This is a genomic window from Nocardia niigatensis NBRC 100131 (genome assembly GCF_000308655.1).
Classification (GTDB): Bacteria; Actinomycetota; Actinomycetes; order Mycobacteriales; family Mycobacteriaceae; genus Nocardia; species Nocardia niigatensis.
Genome location: NZ_BAGC01000071.1, coordinates 1 through 23,329, shown reverse-complemented (window position 1 = coordinate 23,329; position 23,329 = coordinate 1). Strand labels below are relative to the sequence as shown.

Sequence of the window (23,329 nt, the reverse complement as noted above, 5' to 3'; positions counted from 1 at the left end):
AGCCTGCGAAATCAGTTGTCGCTTCTCGCATCCCGGTCATTGTCGCGGTAACTCGTGATGCCCGCCGAAGGCTTGGCGCATGGCGGAGAGCACCTTGTCGGCGTAGAGCGACTCGCCGCGGGAGGAAAAGCGCTGGAAGAGGGCTGCGGACAGGACCGGGGCGGGGACGCCCTCGTCGATGGCGGCGTCGAGGGTCCAGCGGCCCTCGCCGGAATCGGAGACGCGGCCGCCGAAGGAGTCGAGGTTGGGGTCGGCGTACAGCTCGGCGGCGGTGAGATCGAGCAGCCAGGAGGCGACGACCGAACCGCGCCGCCATACCTCGGTCACCTCGGGGACGTCGATGTCGTAGCGGTAGTACTCGGGATGCTCGAGCGGGGTGACCTCGGCGGAGTGCTCGTCGTCCTGATGCTCGCCGGCATTCGCCCGGTAGAGGATGTTGAGGCCCTCGGCGTAGGCGGCCATCGCGCCGTACTCGATCCCGTTGTGCACCATCTTCACGAAGTGCCCGGCGCCGGCGGGGCCGCAGTGCAGGTAGCCCTGCTCGGCGGTGGAGGGCGTGCCGGTGCGGCCGGGGGTGCGGGGCGCGGCGTCCACGCCGGGCGCGATCGACCGCAGCAGCGGGTCCAGGTGGGCGACGATGTCGTCCTCGCCGCCGATCATCAGGCAGAAGCCGTGCTCGAGCCCGAACACGCCGCCCGAGGTGCCGATGTCCACATAGTGGATTCCCTTGGGCCGCAGCGCTTTCGCGCGCACGATGTCCTCGTGGTAGCGGCTGTTGCCGCCGTCGATGATGATGTCGCCGGGTTCCAGCAGCTCGGCCACGCTGTCGATGACCTTGCCGGTGGCGCCCGCCGGGATCATCACCCATACCACGCGCGGGGCGGTGAGCATGGCCACGAACTTGGTGAGCTCGGTGCTGCCCTGGAAGCTGTCGCCGAGTTCGGCGGAGAGTTCCTCGATGTGCTGGGGGTGGCGCTCGTAGCCGACGGCGGTATGCCCGTCCCGCACGATCCGGCGCACGATATTCGCGCCCATCCGGCCGAGTCCGATCATTCCGAGCTCCATGAGAGGTCTCCTCGCGTCGTACGGTTCCGATCTGTGCCGATTGTCCCAGCGGAGGGCCGGCGAAGTTTTTTCCCCGATCGGAGGGAACGGTGTGTAACGCCCTGGAATGGGTGCCGATAGTAGGGATGGCTCCGTGCTGTTGCCAGACCCCCGACCCGGCAACCGCACGGAGCTCTTTATTTTCTCCCCGATCATCGTTGCAGAAGATTTGCTATCTGCCGGGAGGGTGCGTGGTGCAGCGTTGGAAGTTCTGGCAGACGCCAACCCCAGAACCCGAAAGTACCCGCCGAACCGGGATCGCCGCTGGTGTGCTGAGGGCTGTGGCCCGGGGCCGGAAACCTTGCCGACCGGTCACTCTCGTCCGGACATGTCCCGCCGCCATACCCGCACCGTCGAGTACGACCCCATCCCCGTCGTCACCTGAGAGTGAGCGCCCCCGGCACTGCTGCTGGGGCTTTTCGGGGCGTTCGTACGACTCCGATGCCGAATACCGTTCATCGGGATATCGCGACACCGGAGTGAGGAACACATATGTCGAGTGCGTTCAACCTATTCGCGCAGTTGCTGAACCTGATCGGAGCGCTCACCGGATCCGGGGGTTCGTGTGGTTTCGGCGCGGATCCGAACGGTTGCCCGGCGAATTGGCCGCACTAGCGAACCTGTCCTGAACAGCACTGTGGCCCGGGTATTCCCGGGCCACAGTGCTATTCAGCTATCAGGGGGTGAGGCCCCTCGGAGCGCTGCGTCAGAACGCGGCCTCGTCCAGCTCCATGATGTCGTTGTCCAGGTTGGACAGGACGGTGCGGACCGCGGTCAGCTCCGGGAGGACGTTGCGGGCGAAGAACTGCGCGGTGACGACCTTGCCCTGGTAGAAGGCCTCGTTCGAGCCGTTGTCGAGGGCGTTGATGGCGACCTCGGCCTGGGCCAGCAGCAGCCAGCCGATGATCAGGTCGCCGACGGCCAGCAGGAAGCGGACCGAGCCCAGGCCGACCTTGTAGAGCTCCTTCGGGTCCTGCTGGGCGCCCATCAGGTGCCCGGTCAGGGTGGCGGCCATGCCCTGCACGTCCTCGAGGGCGGTGGCGAGCAGCTTGCGCTCGGCCTTCAGGCGGCCGTTGCCACCCTCACGCTCGATGAACTTCTGGATCTGGCCGGCCACGTGGGCCAGCGCCACACCGCGGTCACGGGCGATCTTGCGGAAGAAGAAGTCCTGCGCCTGGATGGCGGTGGTGCCCTCGTACAGCGAGTCGATCTTGGCGTCGCGGATGTACTGCTCGATCGGGTAGTCCTGCAGGAAGCCGGAGCCACCGAAGGTCTGCAGCGAGTCGGTCAGGTACTGGTAGGCCCGCTCGGAGCCCACACCCTTGACGATCGGCAGCAGCAGGTCGTTGACGCGGAACGCGGTGTCCTTGTCGGCGCCCGAGACCAGCTCGGCGATGTCCGCGTTCTGGTGCGCGGCGGTGTACAGGTACACGGCGCGCAGGCCCTCGGCGTACGCCTTCTGCATGGCCAGCGAGCGACGCACGTCCGGGTGGTGGGTGATGGTGACGCGCGGTGCGGCCTTGTCGGTCATCTGGGTCAGGTCGGAGCCCTGCACGCGGGTCTTGGCGTACTCCAGCGCGTTCAGGTAACCGGTCGACAGGGTGGCGATGGCCTTGGTGCCCACCATCATTCGAGCGTTCTCGATGACGTCGAACATCTGCGCGATGCCGTTGTGGATCTCGCCGACCAGCCAGCCCTTGGCGGGCACGCCGTGGCCGCCGAAGGTGACCTCACAGGTGGCCGAGACCTTGATGCCCATCTTGTGCTCGACATTGGTGACGAACACGCCGTTGCGCTCACCGAGGGTGTCGGTGTCGAAGTCGAAGTGGAACTTCGGCACGTAGAACAGCGACAGGCCCTTGGTGCCCGGGCCGGCGCCCTCGGGGCGGGCCAGCACCAGGTGCATGATGTTCTCGAAGAGGTCGTCGGAGTCGCCCGAGGTGATGAAGCGCTTGACGCCCTCGATGTGCCAGGAGCCGTCCTCCTGCTGGATCGCCTTGGTGCGTCCGGCGCCGACGTCGGAGCCCGCGTCGGGCTCGGTCAGCACCATGGTGGCGCCCCAGTTGCGGTCGGCGATCTTCTGAGCCCACTTCTTCTGCTCATCGGTGCCGTTGTTGTAGAAGACCTGCGCGAATCCCGCACCGGCGGCGTACATCTGGGCCGGCGGGTTGGCGCCGAGGATCATCTCGCCCAGGGCCCAGCCGACGACGGAGGGCGCGCCCAGGCCGCCGAGCTCCTCGCGGACCGGAACCTTGGACCAGCCGCCGTCCTCGAGGGCGCGGTAGGACTTCTTGAAAGACTCGGGGAGGGTGACCGTGTGGGTCTCCGGGTTGAAGACCGGCGGGTTGCGGTCGCCGTCGACGAAGGAGTCGGCCAGCGGGCCCTCGGCCAGGCGGCGGACCTCGTTCAGCATCTCCTTGACGGTGTCGGCGTCGAGGTCGCCGTAGGCGCCCGCGTCGAGCAGCTTCTGGATGCCCAGGAACTCGAAGAGGTTGAACTCGAGGTCGCGAACGTTGCTCTTGTAGTGACCCATGGTCGTACTCACTCTCCATTGAGATGGGTGCGGTTCGGTTTCGCCGTTCCCGCCCGTTAGGTCTCCACCGGGTAGACGCCGTAAAGCAACGCTACTGGCGGGTAACTTATGCGCCATGTTACCGGCCGGTAAGGGGTGCGCCAAGGTCATCTCCGCGGAATGTGACTGAAAGCACGCGAGTTGCCGGAGCCTGGCGTTGCGCGGGATCCCCGCAGCTCCCCGGTGTGCCGCGGGAGCCCCGCCCGCGGGCCTGATTACGGTGCCTACATGCGCATCGAGACGAGTGCCGGACCGGCGGAGGTGGAGATCGCCCGGGCCGGGCGGGCCAAGCCACGGTTCCTGCTGGTGCTGACGCACGGCTCCGGCGGCGGCGTCGATGCGAAAGACCTGCTGGCCCTCCGGGATTCGGCGGTGGGGATGGGCGGCGCGGTGGCGCTGGTGAGCCAGCCGTACCGGGTGGCCGGGCGGCGCGCGCCGGGCAAGGCCGGCGTGCAGGACGCGGCGTGGCTGGAAATCATTGCGGCACTGCGGAAGAAGGTGCGGGGCGTGCCGCTGGTCCAGGGCGGGCGCAGCAATGGGGCGAGGGTGGCGTGCCGGACCGCGCAGGCGGTCGGGGCACGCGGCGTGGTGGCGCTGTCGTTCCCGCTGCACCCGCCGGGCAAGCCCGAGAAGTCGCGGCGTGAAGAGCTGCTCGCACCCGGCGATATCGAGGTCGTCGTGGTCAATGGGGCACGCGATCCGTTCGGCATTCCGGACGCCGCCGACGCGACCGAGGTGCATGTCATTGCGGGACAGGCGCATTCGTATCGGGCCGGGTTCGAGGAGATCGTCGCTGTACTCGCGCCCTGGCTGGAGCGCTGGTCCGCGAGCTGAGTGCTCAGCGGGCCCGGCCCAGGTAGCCGAGCAGGTCGTCGACGAGGTCGGCGGGAGCGGCGTGGCCCTTGCCATTGGCGTCGAGGTGTCCCGAGGAGGCGAGATCGGCGGCGCCGTGCGCCAGGGCGCGGACCAGCGAGGCCATTCGTTCGGTGTCCCCGCCGGGCAGGCTGCCCGCGGCCTGCGCCTGCCCGACCAGGGCGATCAGCGCGTTCTGGGCATTGCGGCCGGTCTCGGCGAGCTCGGGCGTCTCCTCGGCCCAGCGGCCGAAGACGAGCTTGAAGCGGGCGGGGTGGTCGAGCGCCCAGGCGATATAGCCGTGCAGCACCCCGCGCAGCATCTCGACCGGCTCCGGGCGCTCCTGCACGATGCGGGCGAAATCGATTGCGCGCTCGGACAGTTCGCGGGCGGCGACCGCCGCGAGCAGGGCTTCCTTATTGGCGAAGTGTTTGTACGGCGCGTTGTGCGAGACGCCCGCGCCATTGCCGACCTCGCGCAGCGTGACGGCCTCGACTCCGCCGGCGTCGAGCAGGCGGAGCGCGGAATCGAGCAGCACGGTGCGGGTCGACGGCGGCATCGGCCCATCGTAGTCGGCGGTTGACAACGTCAACCCGCAGGCTTAGGTTGACGTTGTCAACCTCTGAGGGAGTGGGTTATGGACCGGGGAACAACGGCCGTCGTCACGGGCTCGACGAACGGCATCGGAGAAGCCATCGCACGACAGCTGGCCGGCATGGGAGCGGAGGTGGTGCTGGTCGGGCGGGACCGGGGCCGGCTGAGCGCCGCCCAGGAACGGATCACGACGGCGGTTCCGGAGGCGAGACTGCGGGGTGAACTCGCCGATCTGTCGCTGCTCGAGGACGTCCGGCAGCTCGCGGATCGCCTGCGGGACAGCCGGATCGACATCCTGATCAGCAATGCGGCCGTGGTCGCGGACCTCGGCGACCACACGTCGGAGGGCCTGCAGCGCACTCTGGTCACCAATCACCTCGCGCCGTACCTGCTCCTGCGTACGCTCGGTGAAAACCTCGCCGCCGCAGGACGATCCGCGCGGCTGGTAGTGGTCGGCGCCTCACCGACGGCGCTGCGACCGGTGCCCGCCGACCTCGGCGATCTGGGTTTCGAGAATGCCCGCGGACTCGGATTCCCGCCCAGTTTCCGGCCTTTCGTGGCCTACGGGCGCACCAAGAACATGAACGCGATGTTCGTCTACAGCCTGGCCGAGCGCCTCGCGGGCACCGGCGTCACCGTCAACGGCGCGCACCCGGGCATCATCCGGAACACCGGGCTGGGCCGGGAATCCGCGCGCGGACTGCTGCGGGCCTTCGCCTGGTCGCAGTGGATCAACCCGATGCTGCCCGGTCCGGACGCCGGGGCGGACACGCCGGTCTGGCTGGCCACCGCACCGGACCTGAACGACATCACCGGGCGATTCTTCGTGCGCCGCAAGGATGTTCCGACCGCCGCGCACACCACCGACGCCGATCGGCGGGCGCGGCTGTGGGAGGAGAGCGCACGCCTCACCGGCCTGGCCGTTCACAGTTAGCCGGACGATCATCGTCCGGGCGGCGCCGGTCAGAAGATGCCGAGCGCCGGCGGCTGCGGGGCCTCGAGGGCGAGCGGCTCGTCCCCGGATTCCGGCGCGGGTCTGGTCGCCACCACCAGGGCGTCGATGGCGTCGCGGTCCTCGGTGGGACGGTGCACGCGGTCGGCGATGCGGATGCGGAGATCGGGCCCGGCGGGGGCGAGGTCGGCGAGGATGTCGGCCGGGGTGAAGGTCCGGGCCGGATCCTGTTCGCCGCCATAGCCTTCCGTCAGGTTGAGGGTGTCGTTGCCGATTACCAGCAGGGTGCCCTCGGGGGAGAGCATCTCGGCCGCGCGCAGCAGCAGGGCGCGGCGGTCCGCGGCGTCCAGGTGCAGGAAGGCGATCAGGATCAGCTCGTAGGGTCCGGTGATGCCGGCGGCGTCGAGCCGGGTGACATCAGCGTGGATCCAGTGGATGCGCCCGCGCACCGAGCGCGACAGCCGCGAGGCGACGGTCCGGCCCTTGTCGATCCCGGTCTGGGAGAAGTCGACCGCGTCCACCTGCCAGCCGTGGGTGGCCAGCCACAGCGCGTTCCGCCCCTCACCGCACCCCAGGTCGAGCACCCGCGGCAGCTCCGGCCGCGGCGCGCCGATCCCGGAGCTGATCGGTGTCCGCCGCTCCAGCCCGAAGACCTGCTCGACCACCGTGGCATTCGGGGGTGCGCCCCACACCAATTCGGTACCGGCGTAGTGCTCGTCCCATTCGGCGGCATCCATGGGACGAGTCTATGAGCTGTGCCCCGAGACGAGTTCGGCCGCGCACGCCAGGAGCGTTCGCGGCCGAGTGGCTCAATTGGGGTCGGGTTGCCTACAGCGTGGTGTGCATCAGCAGCACGTTGTACTGGCTGTGGACCGTGGTGAGGAAGTACAGGTCACGCCCGGTCTGGTACGGGAAGATGTAGGGCGCGTACGCCGTCGGCAGTTCCCGCGTGTCGATGAGCACCGACGGCGCGCTCCACGGCCCCTCGGGGCTCGGCGAGGTGTACATGACCACCGAGTTCCACGGATCCGTGGTGAGCATGACGTACTGGCCGAGGTAGTCGTTCCACTGGACCGACATCTCCGCGATGCCGCCGCCGATCACCGGCTGCGATGCGTTGACGTCCTTCTGCCACTTGTCGCCGTCCCAGTACTCGTACGCGCCCATATCGGTGACCGCACCCTCGGGGACGCGGGCGACGTATGCCGGGTGGTTGCGGCCCGACGCGGTGCCGAATTCATAGAGGAACCCGCCGCGCTTGACGAAGGCGTTCATCTGGAAGTTGGCATTGCCGCCGTCGTCGGGGCGGCGGGTGGCGGGCAGTTCCATCCAGTTCTCGCCGTTGTCGCCGGACACCGCGAGGCTGGAGTAGTTGGTGGTCCACTCGCCCACGTCGTCCCAGCTCTTCACCGACATCAGGCTCATGACCTGGGTGCCGCCGACCGAGATGCCCGCGGTCGGGATGCGGCTGATCTCGATGAACGGGATCTTCGGGCTGGGAATCAGATCCCGGGCCTGGCCGAAGATGTCACGCACCACCGAGTCGAAGTAGATGCCGTTGGTGGGGTCCTGAGTGTGTGAGCGCAGCAGGATATTCGAACGCCACGCCCAGGTGCTGCCGACGAGCAGGTTCGGCAGACCCAGTCCGGCGGTGTCACCGAAGGCGGTGAGCATTTCGCCGTTGCCGTCGTCCCACATGATGCCCAGGTCGGTCCCGAGGACGTTGTAGTTCTGGGTGTTATTGGGGCTGGCCATACCGGTGACCTGGAAGACCGCCTTCGTGCGGCCCGGCAGCTGCGGTAGACCGTTGGTGCCGTTGAGCACCGGAATCGGGTTGATGGCGTTCGGGTTGGCTGCGGCCGGCGTGGTCACGGTAAGGAGCAAGGCCGTGGCACCTGCGATCGCCGAAAGCAGTAGCGGGGCGGTCTTGGTCAATGCGGTGCTTCCTCCGGGTCTCGCCGAATAATGCGCGGACCACACCGTATGTGACGGGCCGCACAATGCGTTCGACTCGTTGGCAAAGTGTGAAAATGCTAACAGCGATACCCGAAAATCGGGGCTTGCAAACCGCATTATTTGCCGTGAATTGGCTTACTTTTTATTCCTACCACGGTCGAGGGCCTGCCTCAGGATCAGCGGCAGCTGCGTGGCGCGTTCCACGGCCAGGGTCCGGCGCACCGACGAGTGCCAGGATCGGTCGAACAGTCTCTTGGCGCTCGCCACCGCCTGCGGGGAGCGCGTCGCGATGCGGTCGGCCAGTTTCTCAGCGGCCGCGCGCGGGTCGGCGGTCACCTCGGTCACCAATCCGATGCGCTCGGCGTAGGCGGCGTCGACCGGGTCGGCCGTCATGGTGAGCAGCAGTGCCTGATCGAGGCCGACGAGCCGTGACAGGGTGGCCGCGCCGGTCATGTCCGGGATCAGGCCGTGCCTGGCCTCCATCACCGCGAATTCCGAATCAGGTGTCACGAAACGGAAATCGGCGGCCAGCGCGATCTGCAGGCCGCCGCCGTAGCAGCGTCCGTGCACCACGGCGATCACCGGCTGCGGCAGCCGCCGCCACGCCCAGCACGCCTCCTGGAAGGTGTTGGTGCCCAGCCACGGCAGCGGGATGAAGTTGCGCACGACGGCGATCGGATTGCCCATGGCCTTGGCGATGTCCAGGCCGGAGCTGAAGCTGGGGCCGTTGCCGGACAGGATGACCGCGCGGATGTCGGAGCGCTTGCCGATGACGCCGGCGACCCGGACCAGCTCGTTCAACATGTCGATGGTGAGGCCGTTGTGCTTGTCCGGGCGATCTAGGGCCACGTACGCCCGGTCGCCTTCGAAGGTGAGGGAAACGTTGTGGCTCACGGTTTTTCCTTATCCGAGCTGGTCCAGGAGCAGGCGTGCGCAAGCGGCCGGATCGTCGTAGAAGGGCGTGTGGCCGCTGCCGCGCAGGGTGACGTGCCGCGCGCCGGGCAGTTCCGCGCGGGCCCGCCGGGACTGGGTGGCGTACGTGAGCAGAATGTCACGGTTGCCCCAGGCGATGGTGATCGGGATGTCGTCGAAGGCGCTGCGGTCGGGCAGCCGGAAGTCGGTGAAGGAGGCCAGGGCGGCATCGAAACCTTCCGCGCCGAGCAGGCCCTCGACGGTGTCCACGGCCACCCGCGCGTCGATGGCCCAGGGCTTGCCGAACACCAGGCCGAGGAAGGCCGAACGGCCGACGGTGTTTCCGAGCAGCGCGGGCACGGCCGGATGCAGCACCTTGGTGAGCTGTTTGGCGCGGCCCAGCGCCTGCTGGCACCAGACACGGCCCGAGGTGTCCCAGAATGCGATGGGGGAGAAGGCGGTGACCGAGCGCGCGAGGCCCCGCGCGGCCAGGTCCAGCACGATCCCGCCGCCCATGGAATTGCCTGCCAGATGCGGATTCTCGATGCCCTCGGCGGCGAGGAATTCGGCCAGGGCGTCGGAGAGGGTGGAGACGGTGGTGTGCGCGAGCGGGGCGGTGTCGCCGAATCCGGGCAGGTCCACCGCGATCACGTCGAAGGATTCGGCCAGGGTGCCGATGATCGGCTCCCACACCTGCCAGTGGCTGCCGACCCCGTGCACCAGCACGAGGGGGTCGCCGCTGCCGGTCCGGTGGTGGTTCAACTTCGTCATGCGTGACTCTCCCCTTGACCTGGTCTCTGCCGGCCTCACCCTACCGTCGTTGACACGTCGCCAACAGGACGGAAAATTCGTCTCCGGCGGTACGATAAAAGGTATGGCAACCCGGAAAGTGACCCTGTCGCTGGACGAGGCGGCCTGGTCGTATGCACAGGACGCCGCCGCCCGCGCGGGCATGTCGCCGTCGGCGTGGATCTCCCGCGCCGCTCGCCGCGAAGCCGTGCGGCTGGGTTGCGGCCCGGTGCCGGACCCGGTCGAACTCGCCGCGGCCGACGAGGCGGAAAAACTCGCCGCTGAGAAGGAGCTGCGTGCGCAGGGGTGAACTCTGGGTCTACCACCCGCACGGCACCACCCGAACCCGCACCATCATCCTCATCTCGAGCGACGGCATCAACGAGTCGCCGCGCCCCTGGCTGATCGCCGCCGAGGTCGAGGCCGAGGATCCCCAGGACATCCTGGCCGTGCCCATTCCCGGCCACGGCTGGGTGCACGCCGGCAATCTGGGCCGCATCTATCGCGGCTGGTTGGAGCGGCGCGTCGCCGAAGTCGACACCGAAACCGCGGAACGAATCGACACAGCGCTGCGCGCCGCCATGGATTTGTGAGAGGGTGCCTGCGGCAACTTTCCCATCGAACCTCGAGAGTAGAGGCACCAGTGCGCATTTCCTTGTTGGCCGCCGCGCTCGTCGCGCTTCCCCTGCTGGCCGGATGCGGCAGCAGCGGCGACAAGCCCGCCGATGTCACCCAGGCTGATGTGTCCAAATCGCTGCAGGCGGGTGGTCTCGAGGCCAAGTTCGCCGACTGCGCCGCGAAAGTCTTCGTGGACCAGGGTATTTCGCAGGACGGGCTGCGTCGCATGATCAAGAACGACGCCAAGTCCGGCAATGTCACGGATATGGAGTCGGCCGGCATGAGCAAGGAGGACACCGACAAGGCCCAGGCCGCCGCCTCCAAGATCGTCACCGCCTGCATGCAGGCGATGCAGTAGCACCGCGTCGTGGTCATGGCCGCCGAGACCCTTGGCGGCCTGCGATTTTCGACCTCCGCTTGTTAACTTCCGGGTGCCGGTGCACTCTCGGAGGCGACCGGGACCGGCCCGGCGTCCGGGAGGGATCGCAAATGCGGAAATCCGTCGTCGCGGTGGCGCTACTGGCGTTACCGCTGCTGTCCGCGTGCAGCAATGACCAGCAATCGGCCAGCCCCGTCACCACCTCCGTTCCGAAGGCGGTGACGACCACTTCGCCGGGCGTGACCACCTCGTCGGGGGCTGCCACCAGCCCGGGCGGCAGCGCGCTGACCGCCGAGCAGATCTCGAAAGCCCTGCAGGACAAGGGCAAACTCAGTCAGCAGACCGCGGACTGCGTCGCCAATGTCTACCTGCAGGAGGGGCTGTCCGACAGCGGCATCCAGAAGATCATCGACAGCGCCAACGGCACCAACCCGGCCAAGGTCGGTCTCGGCACCGAGGATCTGATCAAGGCGGGCAAGGCGACCAAGCGGATCGCCACCGAGTGCATCAAATAGCGCTCTGACATGCGAGAATAATGCTCTGACATGCGAGAAGGCCCCCGTCCGTGGACGGGGGCCTTCTCGTGGAGCCGGTGACGGGAATCGAACCCGCAATTCGACCTTGGGAAGGTAGCGTGTTGCCACTACACCACACCGGCAGGGTCCTGCTTGCGCTCGCGACTCTATCAGACCGCCTCCGGCCGGGTGCAACTCTTCGGGTGTCGGCGCCGTTCATGTCCGTGTCGGAGCGCGACGCGCCGAAGGTCGCGGAGCTCTTTCGCAGAAGCACCGAGTTCCGTCCACGGGCGGTCGTAGACTGGCCCGCAGGGTCGAAAACCCGTCCACCACAGGAAGTTTGGATGCGCTGAACGTTAACTGAAGCGTGCGCTCGGTGCTCCTGCTCGGCGGTCGAGGAGGACGTATGACCGCGGTGCCCGCTCGTGAAGCTCCCGAGCTCGAACCCGTTCGGCCGTTTCCACCCCGGATGGGACCCAGGGGGTCGTATCTGTGGAAGGTCATCACCACCACCGATCCGAAGCTGCTCGGGAACATGTATTTGTTCACCGCCATGGCGTTCTTCCTGATCGGCGGCCTGATGGCGCTGCTGATGCGGACCGAGCTGGCACGGCCGGGCATGCAGTTCCTGACGCCGGAACAGTTCAATCAGCTGTTCACCATGCATGGCACCATCATGCTGCTGTTCTACGCGACACCCATCGTGTTCGGATTCGCCAATGCGGTGCTGCCACTGCAGATCGGCGCGCCGGATGTCGCCTTCCCACGATTGAACGCGCTCAGCTACTGGCTGTACCTGTTCGGCGCGACCATGGCCACCGCCGGATTCATCACCCCGGGCGGCGCGGCCGACTTCGGCTGGACCGCCTACACCCCGCTCAGTCTGGCCGAGCACTCGCCGGGCGTCGGCGCGGACCTGTGGATCATGGGCGTGGCGGTGTCCGGCGTCGGCACCATCCTGGGCGGCGTCAATATGATCACCACGGTCATCTGCCTGCGTTGCCCGGGCATGACCATGTGGCGGATGCCCATCTTCACCTGGAACATCCTGGTCACGAGTGTGCTTGTGCTGCTGGCGTTCCCGATCCTCACCGCGGCGGTCATGGGCCTGGAGGTGGACCGGCACCTGGGCGGGCACATCTACGACCCGTCCACCGGCGGGGCCATCCTCTACCAGCATCTGTTCTGGTATTTCGGGCATCCCGAGGTCTACATCGTGGCGCTGCCGTTCTTCGGCATCGTGACCGAGATCTTCCCCGTGTTCAGCCGCAAGCCGCTGTTCGGCTACACCACGCTGGTGTACGCCACCCTGGCCATCGGCGCGCTGTCCATCGCGGTGTGGGCGCATCACATGTACGCGACGGGATCGGTACTGCTGCCGTTCTTCTCGTTCATGACGTTCCTCATCGCGGTGCCCACGGGGGTGAAGTTCTTCAACTGGGTCGGCACCATGTGGCGCGGGCAGCTGACCTTCGAGACACCCATGCTGTTCTCCGTGGGCTTCCTGGTGACATTCCTGTTCGGTGGGCTGTCGGGCGTCATCCTGGCCTCGCCGCCGCTGGACTTCCACGTGTCGGACACGTATTTCGTTGTGGCGCATTTCCATTACGTCCTGTTCGGCACCATCGTGTTCGCCACCTTCGCCGGAATCTACTTCTGGTTCCCCAAGATGACGGGGCGGCTACTGGACGAACGGCTCGGGAAACTGCATTTTTGGACCACGTTCCTGGGATTCCACACCACATTCCTGGTGCAGCACTGGCTGGGGAACCAGGGCATGCCGCGCCGCTACGCCGATTACCTGCCCAGCGACGGATTCACCACGCTCAACACGATTTCCACCATCGGCTCGTTCATCCTCGGATTCTCGATGGTGACGTTCGTGTGGAATGTCTTCAAGAGCTACCGCTACGGCGAGGTCGCGACCGTGGACGACCCGTGGGGTTACGGCAATTCCCTGGAATGGGCCACCAGCTGTCCACCACCCCGGCACAACTTCTACGAACTGCCGCGCATCCGCTCCGAACGCCCGGCATTCGAACTGCATTACCCGCACATGGTCGCGCGCATGCGAGCCGAAGCCCACGCCTCCTGGGGACTGCGGCGATCCAAGCAGATCACTGAGACGTCTCAGCCGGAAATCCCGCCGGTAGAGCCCTGAAAGTTCGCGGCCCGTCTCGTTCTGGACCAAATGGAGCGGGGGAGTGAAGCGGAAGAGCGGAGGGAGGGAAGAACGAGACTTCAGGGGCCGCGAACAGCCCGGAGCGAAGCGGAGGGCAAAATGGCACGGTGCTGCTGAGTGATCGGGATATCCGCAAGGAAATCGGCAATGGGCGTCTCGGGGTCGAGCCGTTCGACGAGAAGCTGGTGCAGCCGTCGAGTATCGATGTGCGGCTGGACAGTCTGTTCCGGGTGTTCAACAACACCCGCTACACGCATATCGATCCGGCGCAGCGGCAGGACGAGCTGACCACCCTGGTCGAACCCGGCGAGGGCGAGCCGTTCGTGCTGCATCCCGGCGAATTCGTGCTCGGTTCCACACTCGAGGTGTGTTCGCTGCCCGACGATCTGGCCGGTCGCCTGGAAGGCAAGTCCAGCCTGGGCCGCCTGGGCCTGCTGACGCATTCCACCGCGGGCTTCATCGATCCCGGATTCAGCGGGCATATCACGCTGGAGCTGTCGAATGTCGCGAACCTCCCGATCACGCTGTGGCCGGGGATGAAGATCGGGCAGCTGTGTCTTTTCCGGCTCACCAGTCCGGCCGAGCACCCGTACGGCAGTGCCGCGGCGGGCTCGAAATATCAGGGTCAGCGCGGGCCGACGCCGTCGCGGGCCTACCTGAATTTCCCCGTGCCGAAGTGAGTTGCATTACGGGGTAGCGGTTTCGGCCGGGCGTTCGGCGGAATTCGGTCGCTGCCTGGACACTTGACAGTCGCCGATGGCGCTATTACGCCGCCCGCTGGGCGGGTTCCGCGGGTGTACGGATGGCCCGGTACGTCGTAAGGTGGCGACGACAGGTGCGTCGCAACGAGATGGGCAGCGGATGAGTTCGGTTCTGGGAGTTTCGGTGGGGGCGGGTGCGGTTCGCGTCGCACGTCCGTTCACCGGCGATTCCGCCGAGCAGACCGCCCGGAATTTCGGCGCGCCCCCGCAGCCGCGGTACGGCCGGGCCCGCAGCGGATTCGACGGCCCGCCCGACGCGTTCGACGTGCAGGCGGTACCGGTCGGGGAACGCCGGGTCGACGAGCTGGTCGCCGACGCGGTCGGGGCCGTGCTCGCCGCGGATTCGCGGATCAGCGCCACCGCCATCGCCTATCGGGACGAGAACCACGCGCGGGCCATCCGGGCCGAGCTGGCGCGGCGGCAGTTCACCAACTACGAGCTGGTGCCGGACGTGGTAGCGGCGCTGGAATTCCTCGAATACTCCGGTGAGTTGCAGGGTTTCGGCACCGTCGCGCTCTACGACCTGGGCGCCTCCGGTCTGTCGGTGACGGTGGTCGACACCGGCACCCGGCAAGTCTGCTTCAGCGAGCGCACCAGCGATATCAGCGGCGACTACCTCGACGCGCTGATCCGCGAACAGCAGATCGCCTCCGGGCGCATCGCCCACCCGCCGGACCACACCGGGCTCACCGCGCTCGACAAGCTCTGCCGCGAGGCCAAGGAGCAGCTCTCCGGCAGCAGCGCGGTGGCGCTGCCCTCCACCGAGGGCCTGGTGCTGCTGTCACAGGAGAACTTCGAGGCCCTGATCATGCTGGCCGTCGAATCCTCCGCCCGCATGACGCGCGATGTCATCCTGCGTTCCGAGCAGCCCGTGCAGGCGGTCGCCCTGCTCGGTGGCTGCGCCCAGATTCCGCTGGTGGCAAGGGTTTTGCGGCGCTGGCTGGGTGTCCCGGTCATCGTGCCGGCCGCGCCCGACACCGTGGTCACCCGCGGTGCGGCCATGCTGGCCCGCCCGGTCCTGCACCGGCCCGCGCCCGCGCCCTTCCCCGCCGCCCCGCGCGAGAACGCCGTGCCCGCCGCGCCCCCGGACCCGGGTCAGCCCTGGCCGGGCAGTCTGCGGCCGGCCGAAAAACCCGGCCGTCGCCGTGAGATCAGTCTGGCCGGCGTCGCCGTCGGCGCGCTCGTCGTGGTGGCCGCCATCGGCGTCACCCTGGGCTGGGCACCCCAAGTCCTGACCCATGATTCGCAGCGCCAGGACGCCGTGACCAGTTCGGTTCCGGCCAGCACCACCCGCCCGTCCACCGAGCCCGCGGTGGCGTCCCCTACCACCACCGACGCCACCAACGAATCCCTGGCCGCGCCGGCGCCTCACAACTACACGACCACCACCGAGCCGCCCGCCACCACGGCCGGCCCGAACACCATCACGATCATCCCGGGCCTCCCGCCCGTAATCGTCCCCACGCTGCCCCCGCTGTTCCCGCCCGCCCCGGCGCAGCAAGCCCGTTGACCGCCTGAGCCTTTCGCGATCCGGACAAAGCCGAGTCCGCCCCGTCGACTGCCAGTGGGGGCGGACTCGGTGGTGCGAGGACCGGCTGCGTTCAGTCCTCGCCTCCGGCTCCCACCGCCAGAGCTGTCGTGATGATCGCCGACAGGGGTGGGAGTTTGGAATCACGTGCGGGTGGGGTCACCCAGTGGCAGCCTTCGCGCGTCCAGCGGCCGAGGCCGGTGGGGAGCATGACCGCGCTGCCGACGGCCGGAATGCCGATATCGAGCCGGTTCAGCACCTCCATGATCTGCGCGCCGGGCCGCGAATCAGGTTCGGCCAGAAAGCTCCAGCGAATCTGACGGGCCAGCACGGGTCCGCCGGTGCGCTGCTGTCGCAGTGCGCTGCGCACCATTTCGGCGCGCGCGACCGGGAGGTGCACCACCCCGACCTGCGCCGTGACGGGAAGCATGACGAATCCGCCGCGTTCGAGGACCGGTAGCCCGAACTCGTGCCGGTAGTGGGAAACCCAGTCTTCGACTGTTCCGAGCTTGTCCGCGTTCACGTTCCCCGCCTCCTTCCCCCAGCCACCAGGGTCGCCCGCGGGGCGTCACCGTGAAAACGCCCGCACACCCGCCTTCCACTGCCTTTCCGCTGCCACTATTACCGGTACGTATAACGCCTGGTACCGAGAAGGTTTCGGCTGTGGCCGCGACCACTTTCCGCTCGTACCCTGGAGTTCGGAGTTCGTTCGGAAGGGATGGCACCGTGGTTCGGCACTGGTCAGGCAAAGAAGCCCGGGCCCTCCGCGATGCCAAACGCATGAGTATCCGGGAGTTCGCCGCGCACCTGGGTGTGCACGAACGACTGGTCTCGAAATGGGAGGCCGGGGGCGATCGGGTGCATCCCCGCCCCATCAATCAGGCCGCCCTCGATACCTCCCTTGCCAGGTCCGACGATGTTGTGCGGGCACGGTTCGCGGCCTTGATCGACCAGCCCTTGATCGACCGCCCCGCCGTTCCCGGTCTCGATGTGCGCCAAGGCAATTCCGAGGTATGGAACGGGATGCCCGCGCAGGCCAGTTATTCCAGCGACGCGGAACTGCTGGCACTCGTCGATACGGGTGCGATGAGGGGCGATGCGTTAGCGGCGATTTCGGAGAGGGATCTGATCATGGCGGCTGCCCACGAGGCAAGTGAGCACGCCGGCAGGGCCGAGGGCACCAATGTGGGTGCGACCCTGCTGGAACAGCTGGACGCGGATGTCACGCGCATCGCCAACGACTACGTACACATGCCGCCGGTGCCGATGATGGTGGAGATGCTGCGGGTGCGGCGGCGGGTGTACCGGTTGCTGGAAGGCCGTCAGCGGCCCTCCGATACGGCGCATCTGTACCTGCTGGCGGGCACCTTGTCCGGTCTGCTGGCGAATGCCAGTACGGATCTGGGCTATTTCGACGCCGCCGGCGAACAGGCCAGGGCCGCTTGGGCTTACGCCGAACTGTGCGAGCACGATCCGCTGCGCGCCTGGACCCGCGGCATGCAGGCGCTCATCGAATACCGTTCCGAGCGGCCGCGCCGCGCGGTCCTGCTGGCCCAGAGCGGCCAGCGCTACGCCGAATCCGCGACCTCGCGGGTGCGGCTGCTGAACATCGAGGCCCGCATCTGGTCCCGGCTGGGCAGCACCGCCGACACCGAGCGCTGCATCCGCGCCGCCGACGACGCCCGCGACGGCGAATCCAGCGACAACCTGCACGACGACGTGGGCGGGGTGTTCGGGTTCGACCAGCCCAAGAGCCACTACTACGCCGGCGCCACCTACATCCATCTAGGCCAGGCCGAGCCCGCCCTGGACGCCACCAGCCGGGCCATCGACCTGTACGTGAACGGGCCGACCGACAAGCGCTCCTACGGCGCGGAGTCGCTGGCCCGGGTGGACAACGCGGCCGCCCACCTGATCAACGGCAGCCTCGACGGCGCCGCCGCCGCCCTCGAACCGGTGCTGGAGCTGGACGAGGACAAGCGCATCGCGCAGTTGGAGGAGCGGCTCAACGCGGTGCGGCAGCGGCTGGCCGCTCCGGAGTTCCGGGACGCCGGTGAAGCGCAGACCCTGGACGAGCGCATCGAGGAGTTCTGCGGTTCCACCGCTGCCCGCAGCGTGCTGCCGCCGGATTCCGCCCGATAGCCCGGCGTACTTCCCGGTAGGTGTGGGCCGGACACGAAAAAAGCTGGTTGCGGGCGGATGGCACCATTGACGGGGTGAGCCCATCGAGTCACCTACCGCATCGGTCCCCGCGCGTCCTGGAACAGTCCACCAAACTCCAGAACGTGCTCTACGAGATCCGGGGCCCGGTACACGCACACGCGGCACGGTTGGAGGCCGAGGGCCACCGGATTCTGAAGCTGAACATCGGCAATCCCGCGCCGTTCGGATTCGACGCGCCCGACGTCATCATGCGCGACATGATCGCGGCGCTCCCGTACGCGCAGGGCTACTCGGAGTCCAAGGGCATCCTGCCGGCGCGGCGGGCCATCTTCACCCGCTACGAGTTGGTGCCGGGCTTCCCGGAATTCGACGTGGACGACGTCTACCTGGGCAACGGCGTCTCCGAGCTGATCACCATCGTCATGCAGGCGCTGCTCGACAATGGCGACGAGGTGCTCATCCCCGCGCCGGACTATCCGCTGTGGACGGCCATGACCTCGCTCGCGGGCGGCACCCCGGTGCACTACCTGTGCGACGAGTCCAACGACTGGCAGCCGGACATCGCCGACATGGAATCCAAGATCACCGACAAGACCAAGGCGATTGTCGTGATCAACCCCAACAACCCCACCGGCGCGGTGTACTCCGCCGAGGTGCTGCAGCAGGTGGTGGATCTGGCCCGTAAGCATCAGCTGCTGCTGCTGGCCGACGAGATCTACGACAAGATCCTCTACGACGGCGCCAAGCATGTGTCGCTGGCGACGCTCGCGCCGGATCTGCTGTGTCTCACCTTCAACGGCCTGTCCAAGGCGTACCGGGTGGCGGGCTACCGCTCGGGCTGGCTGGTCATCACCGGTCCCAAGGATCACGCGGGCGGCTTCCTGGAGGGCATCGACCTGCTGGCCTCCACCCGGCTGTGCCCGAATGTGCCCGCGCAGCATGCCATTCAGGTGGCGCTGGGCGGACATCAGAGCATCGACGACCTGGTGCTGCCGGGCGGGCGGCTGCTCGAGCAGCGGGATGTGGCCTGGGAGAAGCTCAATACGATTCCGGGCGTCTCGTGTGTGAAGCCCACCGGCGCGCTGTACGCGTTCCCGCGGCTGGATCCGGAAGTCCATGAGATCCACGATGATTCGAAGCTGGTGCTGGATCTGCTGCTGCAGGAGAAGATCCTGATGGTGCAGGGGACCGGGTTCAACTGGCCGCATCACGACCATCTGCGCATTGTCACCCTGCCGTGGGCGCGGGACCTGTCGGTCGCCATCGAGCGGTTCGGCAACTTCCTGTCCAGTTATCGGCAGTAACTTCCGGGCGGAAATATTTGACGGTAAGGTTCACGGGGATCCTGTGAACCTTGCTGACCTGCGCCTATCTCGCGCTGTCCAGTAGCGGACACGGGTCTCGGGGGCTGTGGCGCAGGTGTGACCCTGGCTAAAACAAACCGCTGGTACGAAAAAGTTCGGTTTTTAGAGACTTAGCTAGCGCAAAGAACCGTCTTTTGTGTACAGTGGTCCTCGGCACTCAGAGTGCCCGGCCGGACCGCCTACCCCCCCTGGGCCGTCCGGCCCTGGTTAGCCGGCCTACCCCCCCTGGGCCGCTGACCCCGGGCGGCGGAGACATCCCCCTGCTCTCCGCCGCCCCTCCCAAACCTCTTCGCCGCAGAAGCCCTGAAGGGATCTGGAAGGCGACAGCTGATTTCGCGAGGTTGGGGTAACTCGCCGGGTACGTCCAGAATTGGTTCGGCATTGACCGCCAGTACGGGTGCGAAATTCGCAACGGCGCCCGAGCTGTCCGCTGAAGTCTCGGGGAGGCGGGGAGCAGAACCTCTCAGCATGTCAGGAATGGTTTTCGTTTAGGCTCGGCGGGTGAGCGATCACCAGCATTCTCATCATCACCATCACGACCACTCCGGGCCTATTGCTATCGGGACCAATGCGGCTCGGGTTGTCGTCGGGCTATTGGCGGTGATCGGAGTGGCGGTGGTTGTGGGGATGATCTGGCTGTGGCCCAGTTCTCAGCACATCGATATTCCGTTGCCCATGCAGAACGGGGGCGGGGGTGCGGTGCATTCCGAGGCGGGGACGGTGGTCAAGCAGGATCTCGGGCCGTGTGGGGATGTGTCGAACGGGAAGGTGTTCACGGTCGAACCGGAACTGCTTCCGGCGGCGCAGCGGCAGTGTGCGCGGAGTGTCATTTCGATCGACTCGGGGGCCGACAAGGGGAGTTGGACGGTCTTCGTCAATTCGCCTACTCCGGATCAGCCGAATTTGAGTGTGGGGGACAAGATTCGGATCGTGCCGCAGGCGGCGCCCAAGACTCCGCAGGATCCGAATGGGTCCACCCTGTACTCGTTCGACGATTTCGCGCGCGGGCTGCCGCTGACGATCATCGGGATCGTGTTCGCGGTGGTCATCATCGCGGTGGCGCGGTGGCGGGGGCTGCGGGCACTGATCGGGCTCGTGATCGCGTTCGGTGTGCTGGTGATGTTCCTGCTGCCCGCGCTGCTGGACGGGAAACCGGCGATACCGGTGGCCCTGGTCGCGGGCGCGGTGATCCTCTACTCGGTGCTGTATCTGGCGCACGGGGTGAACCTGCGCACCAGTTCGGCGTTGCTGGGGACGCTGACCTCGATGGTGCTGGCGGCGGTGCTGTCCTGGGTGTCGCTGAAGGTCACCCATCTCACCGGTCTGTCCGAAGAGCAGAACACCAATGTCGCCGCCTATATACAGCACGTGAGTATCACCGGGCTGCTGCTGGCGGGGTTCATCATCGGCTCGCTCGGTGTGCTCAACGACGTCACCATCACGCAGGCATCGGCGGCCTTCGAGCTGGCGGCGCTGGATCAGAAGGCCAACCGCCGCAGCATCTTCTCCGCGGCCATGCGGGTCGGCCGCGACCATATCGCCAGTACCGTCTACACCCTGGTGCTCGCCTACGCCGGTGGCGCGCTGCCGCTGCTGCTGCTGTTCAGTGTGGCCGGACGGCCCATGCGGGACGTGCTGACCGGCGACGCGGTGGGCATCGAGATCGCCCGGTCGGCGGTCGGTGGCATCGCACTGGCCCTGTCGGTGCCGCTGACCACCGCCATCGCGGTACTGCTGGCCCGGCCGCTTGGCGCCAAGCCGGCGCCGGCGCGCGCGGCCGCCGGGGCGGGTGGTGCTCGGAGCCGAAACGCTGGCACGCAACGGAATACGCAAAGGCGGACGGCCGGGCAGCCCGGTGGCGCGCGTGCCGGGGCGGCGCGCCGGCCCGAGGATCCGCGCACCGGGGAGCAATCGGCGGTGCCCCGCACCGGTTCACAGCCGGTGGTGCGCAGGCCGGTCGATCAGGGCAGCGGTGAACACCGGGTGATGCCGAGAAGCGGCGCGCAGCAGCGGGATTCGTGGACGGGTGAAGAGCCCGCCGTGCGGCGCACCGCACCACAGCCCGCCGGGACCGGCGGCAGCGAATCGCCGACGGTACCGAGAACCGGTGTGGTGCAGCCGAATCCGAACCCGACGGAGGAACGGCAGTACACGACGTCGTCCTGGTTCAATCCGAGCGAGCCGTGGTCGGATACCGGAACGCGAGACCGGGGCCGGCAACAGGATCAGGGGTGGCCGCAGGAGCAGGGCCGGCCCGGCGATCAGGGATGGCCGCCCGAACCGCCGCGCGGCGGACGGCACTCCCGGCCCTGATCCCGCGAAATCATCTGCCACAGCGCGGGTGGTGGTCGGCGGCATGGTGGTCGTGGAGAAGGCGTTGGCGGTGTCGCCGATGAAGAACTCCCGTCAGCGCGACGCGCGTGCCGCCTCGCAGAGCGCCGACACGCCGTCGGCGTCCGTCGCGAAATGGTCGAAGCCACTGGGCACCCCGAATTCGGCGAAGGAGACCTCGGAATCGGCCTGCGGGCGGCCGGGGACCGGAATGCGCACGGCCGCATGGAGATCGCGGGTGCCGGTCAGCTCGATGACCCGGCGGGCATTGTCGGCGCGCAGGCCGCCGCACGCCATCACGTCGATGCGGCCGTCGGCCAGCGTCACGAGCCGGGAGATCAGGGCGGCCCCGTCGAGCACCGACTCCTGGCGACCCGAGGTGAGCAAACGCGTGAAACCCAGCTCCAGCAATTGGTCGAAACCCGCATAGGGATCCGCGCACACGTCGAACGCGCGATGGAAGGTGACCTCCAGCTCGTCCGCGGCGGCCAGTAGTTCGGTGTTGGCGGCCGGATCGACATGACCTTCCTCGTCGAGGACACCGATCACCACCCCGTGCGCCCCCGCCGCCCGCACCCGCTCGATATCGGTGCGCATCAACGCCACCTCGTCGGGCGAATAACGGAAGTCGCCGGGGCGCGGCCGGATCAGCACGTGCACCTGAGTGTGCCCGGCCGCCGCGACCGCCGCCTCGATGAGCGCAGGCCCGGGCGTGAGTCCCCCGACCGTCAACCCGGCACATAATTCGACCCGCGCGGCCCCCGCCTGTTCGGCGATCCGGACCCCGCCCAGAGACTCCACCCCGATCTCGACCCGCACCGCCCGCGCATCCGTCATACCTTGCAGTATGGCGAACTCCGGCGCGTCATGTTGCCTGAGATTAGCCAACGGGTCGCGAATGCCCCGTGAACTGGTAGAAACGGACGAGGGCGGCGCTACCGGGTTGGTAGCGCCGCCCTCGTCAATCAGGTTCGGCCGCCCGCTGTTTCGGGCCGGGGGCCTAGTTCTTGCGGCCCGGAGCCTTCATGCCCGACTTGAAGCCGAGGCCACCCGGCTTGGCCGCCGGCGGCACGGCAGCGCCGTTGTCGCCATTCCCCTGCGCCTTATCGGCACCGTCCTGGACGGCGACCGGAGCCTCCGCCGGAGCGGCGGCCTCGACCTGCACAGGCTGGGCGGCCGGAGCCGAATCGGCCGGAGCCGCAGGCGCTTCCGGGGCCGGAGCGACAGCCGGGGCCGCGGCGCCCGGAGCCTTCGGGCCGGGGCGCTTGAGGCCGGACTTCATGGCCAGACCCTTGGGCGCGATGGACGGCTTGGCCTCCGCGGCGGGGGCCGCGGCAGCCTCGGCGGCCGGCGCGGAGGTTTCCGCCACGGTCTCGGCCGGAGCGGCCTCGGCGGCGGGCTTGGCGCCCGGAGCCTTTGCGGCGCCCTTCATCTGGAGACCTTTGCCGCCGGGAGCCTTGAGGCCGCCCTTCATGGCGAGCCCGCCCGGCTTGGCGGCCGGAGCCGCGGGAGCCTCGGCAGGCGCGGACTCGGCGGGAGCCGCAGCGGCGGAAGCGGATTCGGCGGCGGGGGCCTTCGCGCCCGGCGCCTTCAGGCCGCCCTTCATCTGCAGACCCTTGCCGCCCGGAGCCTTGGCGGGGCCCTTCATGGCCAGACCCTTGGCCGGCGCCGGAGCCGCGGTGGCCTCGGACGCGGCCTCGGCCGCAGGCGCCTCGGCGGCCGGTGCGGCAGCCTTCGTGCCGGGGGCCTTGAGCCCG

At 67.9% G+C, this 23,329-nt stretch carries 20 protein-coding genes, 1 tRNA gene and 2 pseudogenes; 12 read left to right on the top strand and 11 right to left on the bottom strand.

Annotated features, from left to right (window positions below; genetic code table 11):
• Positions 1-36 precede the first annotated feature (36 nt).
• Together gnd and ON33_RS29410 are read right to left on the bottom strand one after the other, a co-directional pair.
• On the bottom strand, positions 37-1,065 hold the full coding sequence (gnd, locus tag ON33_RS29415; RefSeq protein ID WP_040862381.1) for a phosphogluconate dehydrogenase (NAD(+)-dependent, decarboxylating): 1,029 nt from the start codon (positions 1,063-1,065) through the stop codon (positions 37-39).
• A 745-nt stretch (positions 1,066-1,810) separates the two neighbouring features.
• Complete coding sequence (locus ON33_RS29410; RefSeq protein WP_040862380.1) at positions 1,811-3,637, bottom strand: acyl-CoA dehydrogenase; 1,827 nt, start codon at positions 3,635-3,637, stop codon at positions 1,811-1,813.
• 267 nt (positions 3,638-3,904) lie between these two features.
• Here ON33_RS29410 and ON33_RS29405 point away from each other — a divergent pair, with 267 nt between their 5' ends.
• On the top strand, positions 3,905-4,510 hold the full coding sequence (locus tag ON33_RS29405) for an alpha/beta hydrolase family protein (protein WP_040862379.1): 606 nt from the start codon (positions 3,905-3,907) through the stop codon (positions 4,508-4,510).
• Between the two features lie 4 nt (positions 4,511-4,514).
• On the opposite strand, the gene ON33_RS29400 is transcribed toward ON33_RS29405, so the two are convergent.
• Positions 4,515-5,087 carry a TetR/AcrR family transcriptional regulator gene (locus ON33_RS29400; RefSeq protein WP_040862378.1) on the bottom strand — a complete coding sequence of 191 codons (573 nt, stop codon included), beginning with the start codon at positions 5,085-5,087 and terminating at the stop codon, positions 4,515-4,517.
• A gap of 78 nt (positions 5,088-5,165) precedes the next feature.
• Here ON33_RS29400 and ON33_RS29395 point away from each other — a divergent pair, with 78 nt between their 5' ends.
• Entirely contained in the window at positions 5,166-6,056 is an 891-nt protein-coding gene (locus ON33_RS29395) for an SDR family NAD(P)-dependent oxidoreductase (protein WP_040862377.1), read from the top strand.
• Positions 6,057-6,085: 29 nt separating this feature from the next.
• Here ON33_RS29395 and ON33_RS29390 read toward each other — a convergent pair whose 3' ends face one another.
• The 4 genes from ON33_RS29390 to ON33_RS29375 all read right to left on the bottom strand — a co-directional run bounded on the left by ON33_RS29390 (position 6,086) and on the right by ON33_RS29375 (position 9,713).
• Positions 6,086-6,811: a class I SAM-dependent methyltransferase gene (locus tag ON33_RS29390; RefSeq protein ID WP_051153041.1), complete on the bottom strand. Its 726-nt coding sequence runs from the start codon at positions 6,809-6,811 to the stop codon at positions 6,086-6,088.
• 91 nt (positions 6,812-6,902) lie between these two features.
• The gene (locus tag ON33_RS29385) at positions 6,903-8,009 is read right to left on the bottom strand and encodes a glycoside hydrolase family 183 protein (protein ID WP_040862376.1); all 1,107 of its coding nucleotides are present in this window, start codon (positions 8,007-8,009) and stop codon (positions 6,903-6,905) included.
• Between the two features lie 156 nt (positions 8,010-8,165).
• A complete protein-coding gene (locus tag ON33_RS29380; RefSeq protein ID WP_040862375.1) occupies positions 8,166-8,924 on the bottom strand; it encodes a crotonase/enoyl-CoA hydratase family protein in 759 nt (252 codons plus the stop codon).
• 9 nt (positions 8,925-8,933) lie between these two features.
• Complete coding sequence (locus ON33_RS29375; RefSeq protein WP_040862374.1) at positions 8,934-9,713, bottom strand: alpha/beta fold hydrolase; 780 nt, start codon at positions 9,711-9,713, stop codon at positions 8,934-8,936.
• A 103-nt stretch (positions 9,714-9,816) separates the two neighbouring features.
• Here ON33_RS29375 and ON33_RS29370 point away from each other — a divergent pair, with 103 nt between their 5' ends.
• The 4 genes from ON33_RS29370 (at position 9,817) to ON33_RS29355 (ending at position 11,243) form a co-directional block, all read left to right on the top strand.
• Positions 9,817-10,041 (top strand): hypothetical protein, encoded by a 225-nt coding sequence (locus ON33_RS29370; protein WP_040862373.1) that lies wholly within the window; start codon positions 9,817-9,819, stop codon positions 10,039-10,041.
• Complete coding sequence (locus ON33_RS29365; protein ID WP_040862372.1) at positions 10,028-10,324, top strand: hypothetical protein; 297 nt, start codon at positions 10,028-10,030, stop codon at positions 10,322-10,324. Before ON33_RS29370 ends, ON33_RS29365 begins: the two co-directional genes overlap by 14 nt.
• A 50-nt stretch (positions 10,325-10,374) precedes the next feature.
• Positions 10,375-10,707, top strand: a complete 333-nt coding sequence (locus tag ON33_RS29360) for a hypothetical protein (protein WP_040862371.1) — start codon at positions 10,375-10,377, stop codon at positions 10,705-10,707.
• 131 nt (positions 10,708-10,838) lie between these two features.
• Positions 10,839-11,243: a hypothetical protein gene (locus ON33_RS29355; protein ID WP_040862370.1), complete on the top strand. Its 405-nt coding sequence runs from the start codon at positions 10,839-10,841 to the stop codon at positions 11,241-11,243.
• Positions 11,244-11,312: 69 nt separating this feature from the next.
• Here ON33_RS29355 and ON33_RS29350 read toward each other — a convergent pair.
• A tRNA-Gly gene (locus ON33_RS29350) sits at positions 11,313-11,386 on the bottom strand.
• Positions 11,387-11,649: 263 nt separating this feature from the next.
• Here ON33_RS29350 and ctaD point away from each other — a divergent pair.
• From ctaD to ON33_RS29335, 3 genes are all read left to right on the top strand, one after another.
• Complete coding sequence (ctaD, locus tag ON33_RS29345; RefSeq protein WP_040862369.1) at positions 11,650-13,404, top strand: aa3-type cytochrome oxidase subunit I; 1,755 nt, start codon at positions 11,650-11,652, stop codon at positions 13,402-13,404.
• A gap of 128 nt (positions 13,405-13,532) precedes the next feature.
• The gene (gene dcd, locus ON33_RS29340) at positions 13,533-14,105 is read left to right on the top strand and encodes a dCTP deaminase (RefSeq protein ID WP_040862368.1); all 573 of its coding nucleotides are present in this window, start codon (positions 13,533-13,535) and stop codon (positions 14,103-14,105) included.
• 181 nt (positions 14,106-14,286) lie between these two features.
• Positions 14,287-15,696: an Hsp70 family protein gene (locus tag ON33_RS29335; protein WP_157184781.1), complete on the top strand. Its 1,410-nt coding sequence runs from the start codon at positions 14,287-14,289 to the stop codon at positions 15,694-15,696.
• Between the two features lie 91 nt (positions 15,697-15,787).
• On the opposite strand, the gene ON33_RS29330 is transcribed toward ON33_RS29335, so the two are convergent.
• Positions 15,788-16,237 carry a hypothetical protein gene (locus ON33_RS29330; RefSeq protein ID WP_040862367.1) on the bottom strand — a complete coding sequence of 150 codons (450 nt, stop codon included), beginning with the start codon at positions 16,235-16,237 and terminating at the stop codon, positions 15,788-15,790.
• Between the two features lie 257 nt (positions 16,238-16,494).
• Here ON33_RS29330 and ON33_RS29325 point away from each other — a divergent pair, with 257 nt between their 5' ends.
• From ON33_RS29325 to ON33_RS29315, 3 genes and pseudogenes are all read left to right on the top strand, one after another.
• Positions 16,495-17,856, top strand: coding sequence for an ABC transporter C-terminal domain-containing protein (locus tag ON33_RS29325; protein ID WP_083869407.1), 1,362 nt, complete (start codon positions 16,495-16,497; stop codon positions 17,854-17,856).
• A 65-nt stretch (positions 17,857-17,921) separates the two neighbouring features.
• Complete coding sequence (locus tag ON33_RS29320) at positions 17,922-19,181, top strand: pyridoxal phosphate-dependent aminotransferase (protein ID WP_040862596.1); 1,260 nt, start codon at positions 17,922-17,924, stop codon at positions 19,179-19,181.
• A gap of 561 nt (positions 19,182-19,742) precedes the next feature.
• Positions 19,743-21,044 (top strand): annotated as a pseudogene (locus tag ON33_RS29315) (YibE/F family protein); the annotation flags it as partial.
• A 603-nt stretch (positions 21,045-21,647) separates the two neighbouring features.
• On the opposite strand, the gene ON33_RS29310 reads toward ON33_RS29315, so the two are convergent.
• Positions 21,648-22,409: a copper homeostasis protein CutC gene (locus tag ON33_RS29310; RefSeq protein WP_051153038.1), complete on the bottom strand. Its 762-nt coding sequence runs from the start codon at positions 22,407-22,409 to the stop codon at positions 21,648-21,650.
• A 163-nt stretch (positions 22,410-22,572) separates the two neighbouring features.
• A pseudogene (locus tag ON33_RS38695) lies at positions 22,573-23,329 on the bottom strand (Fe-S oxidoreductase); the annotation flags it as partial.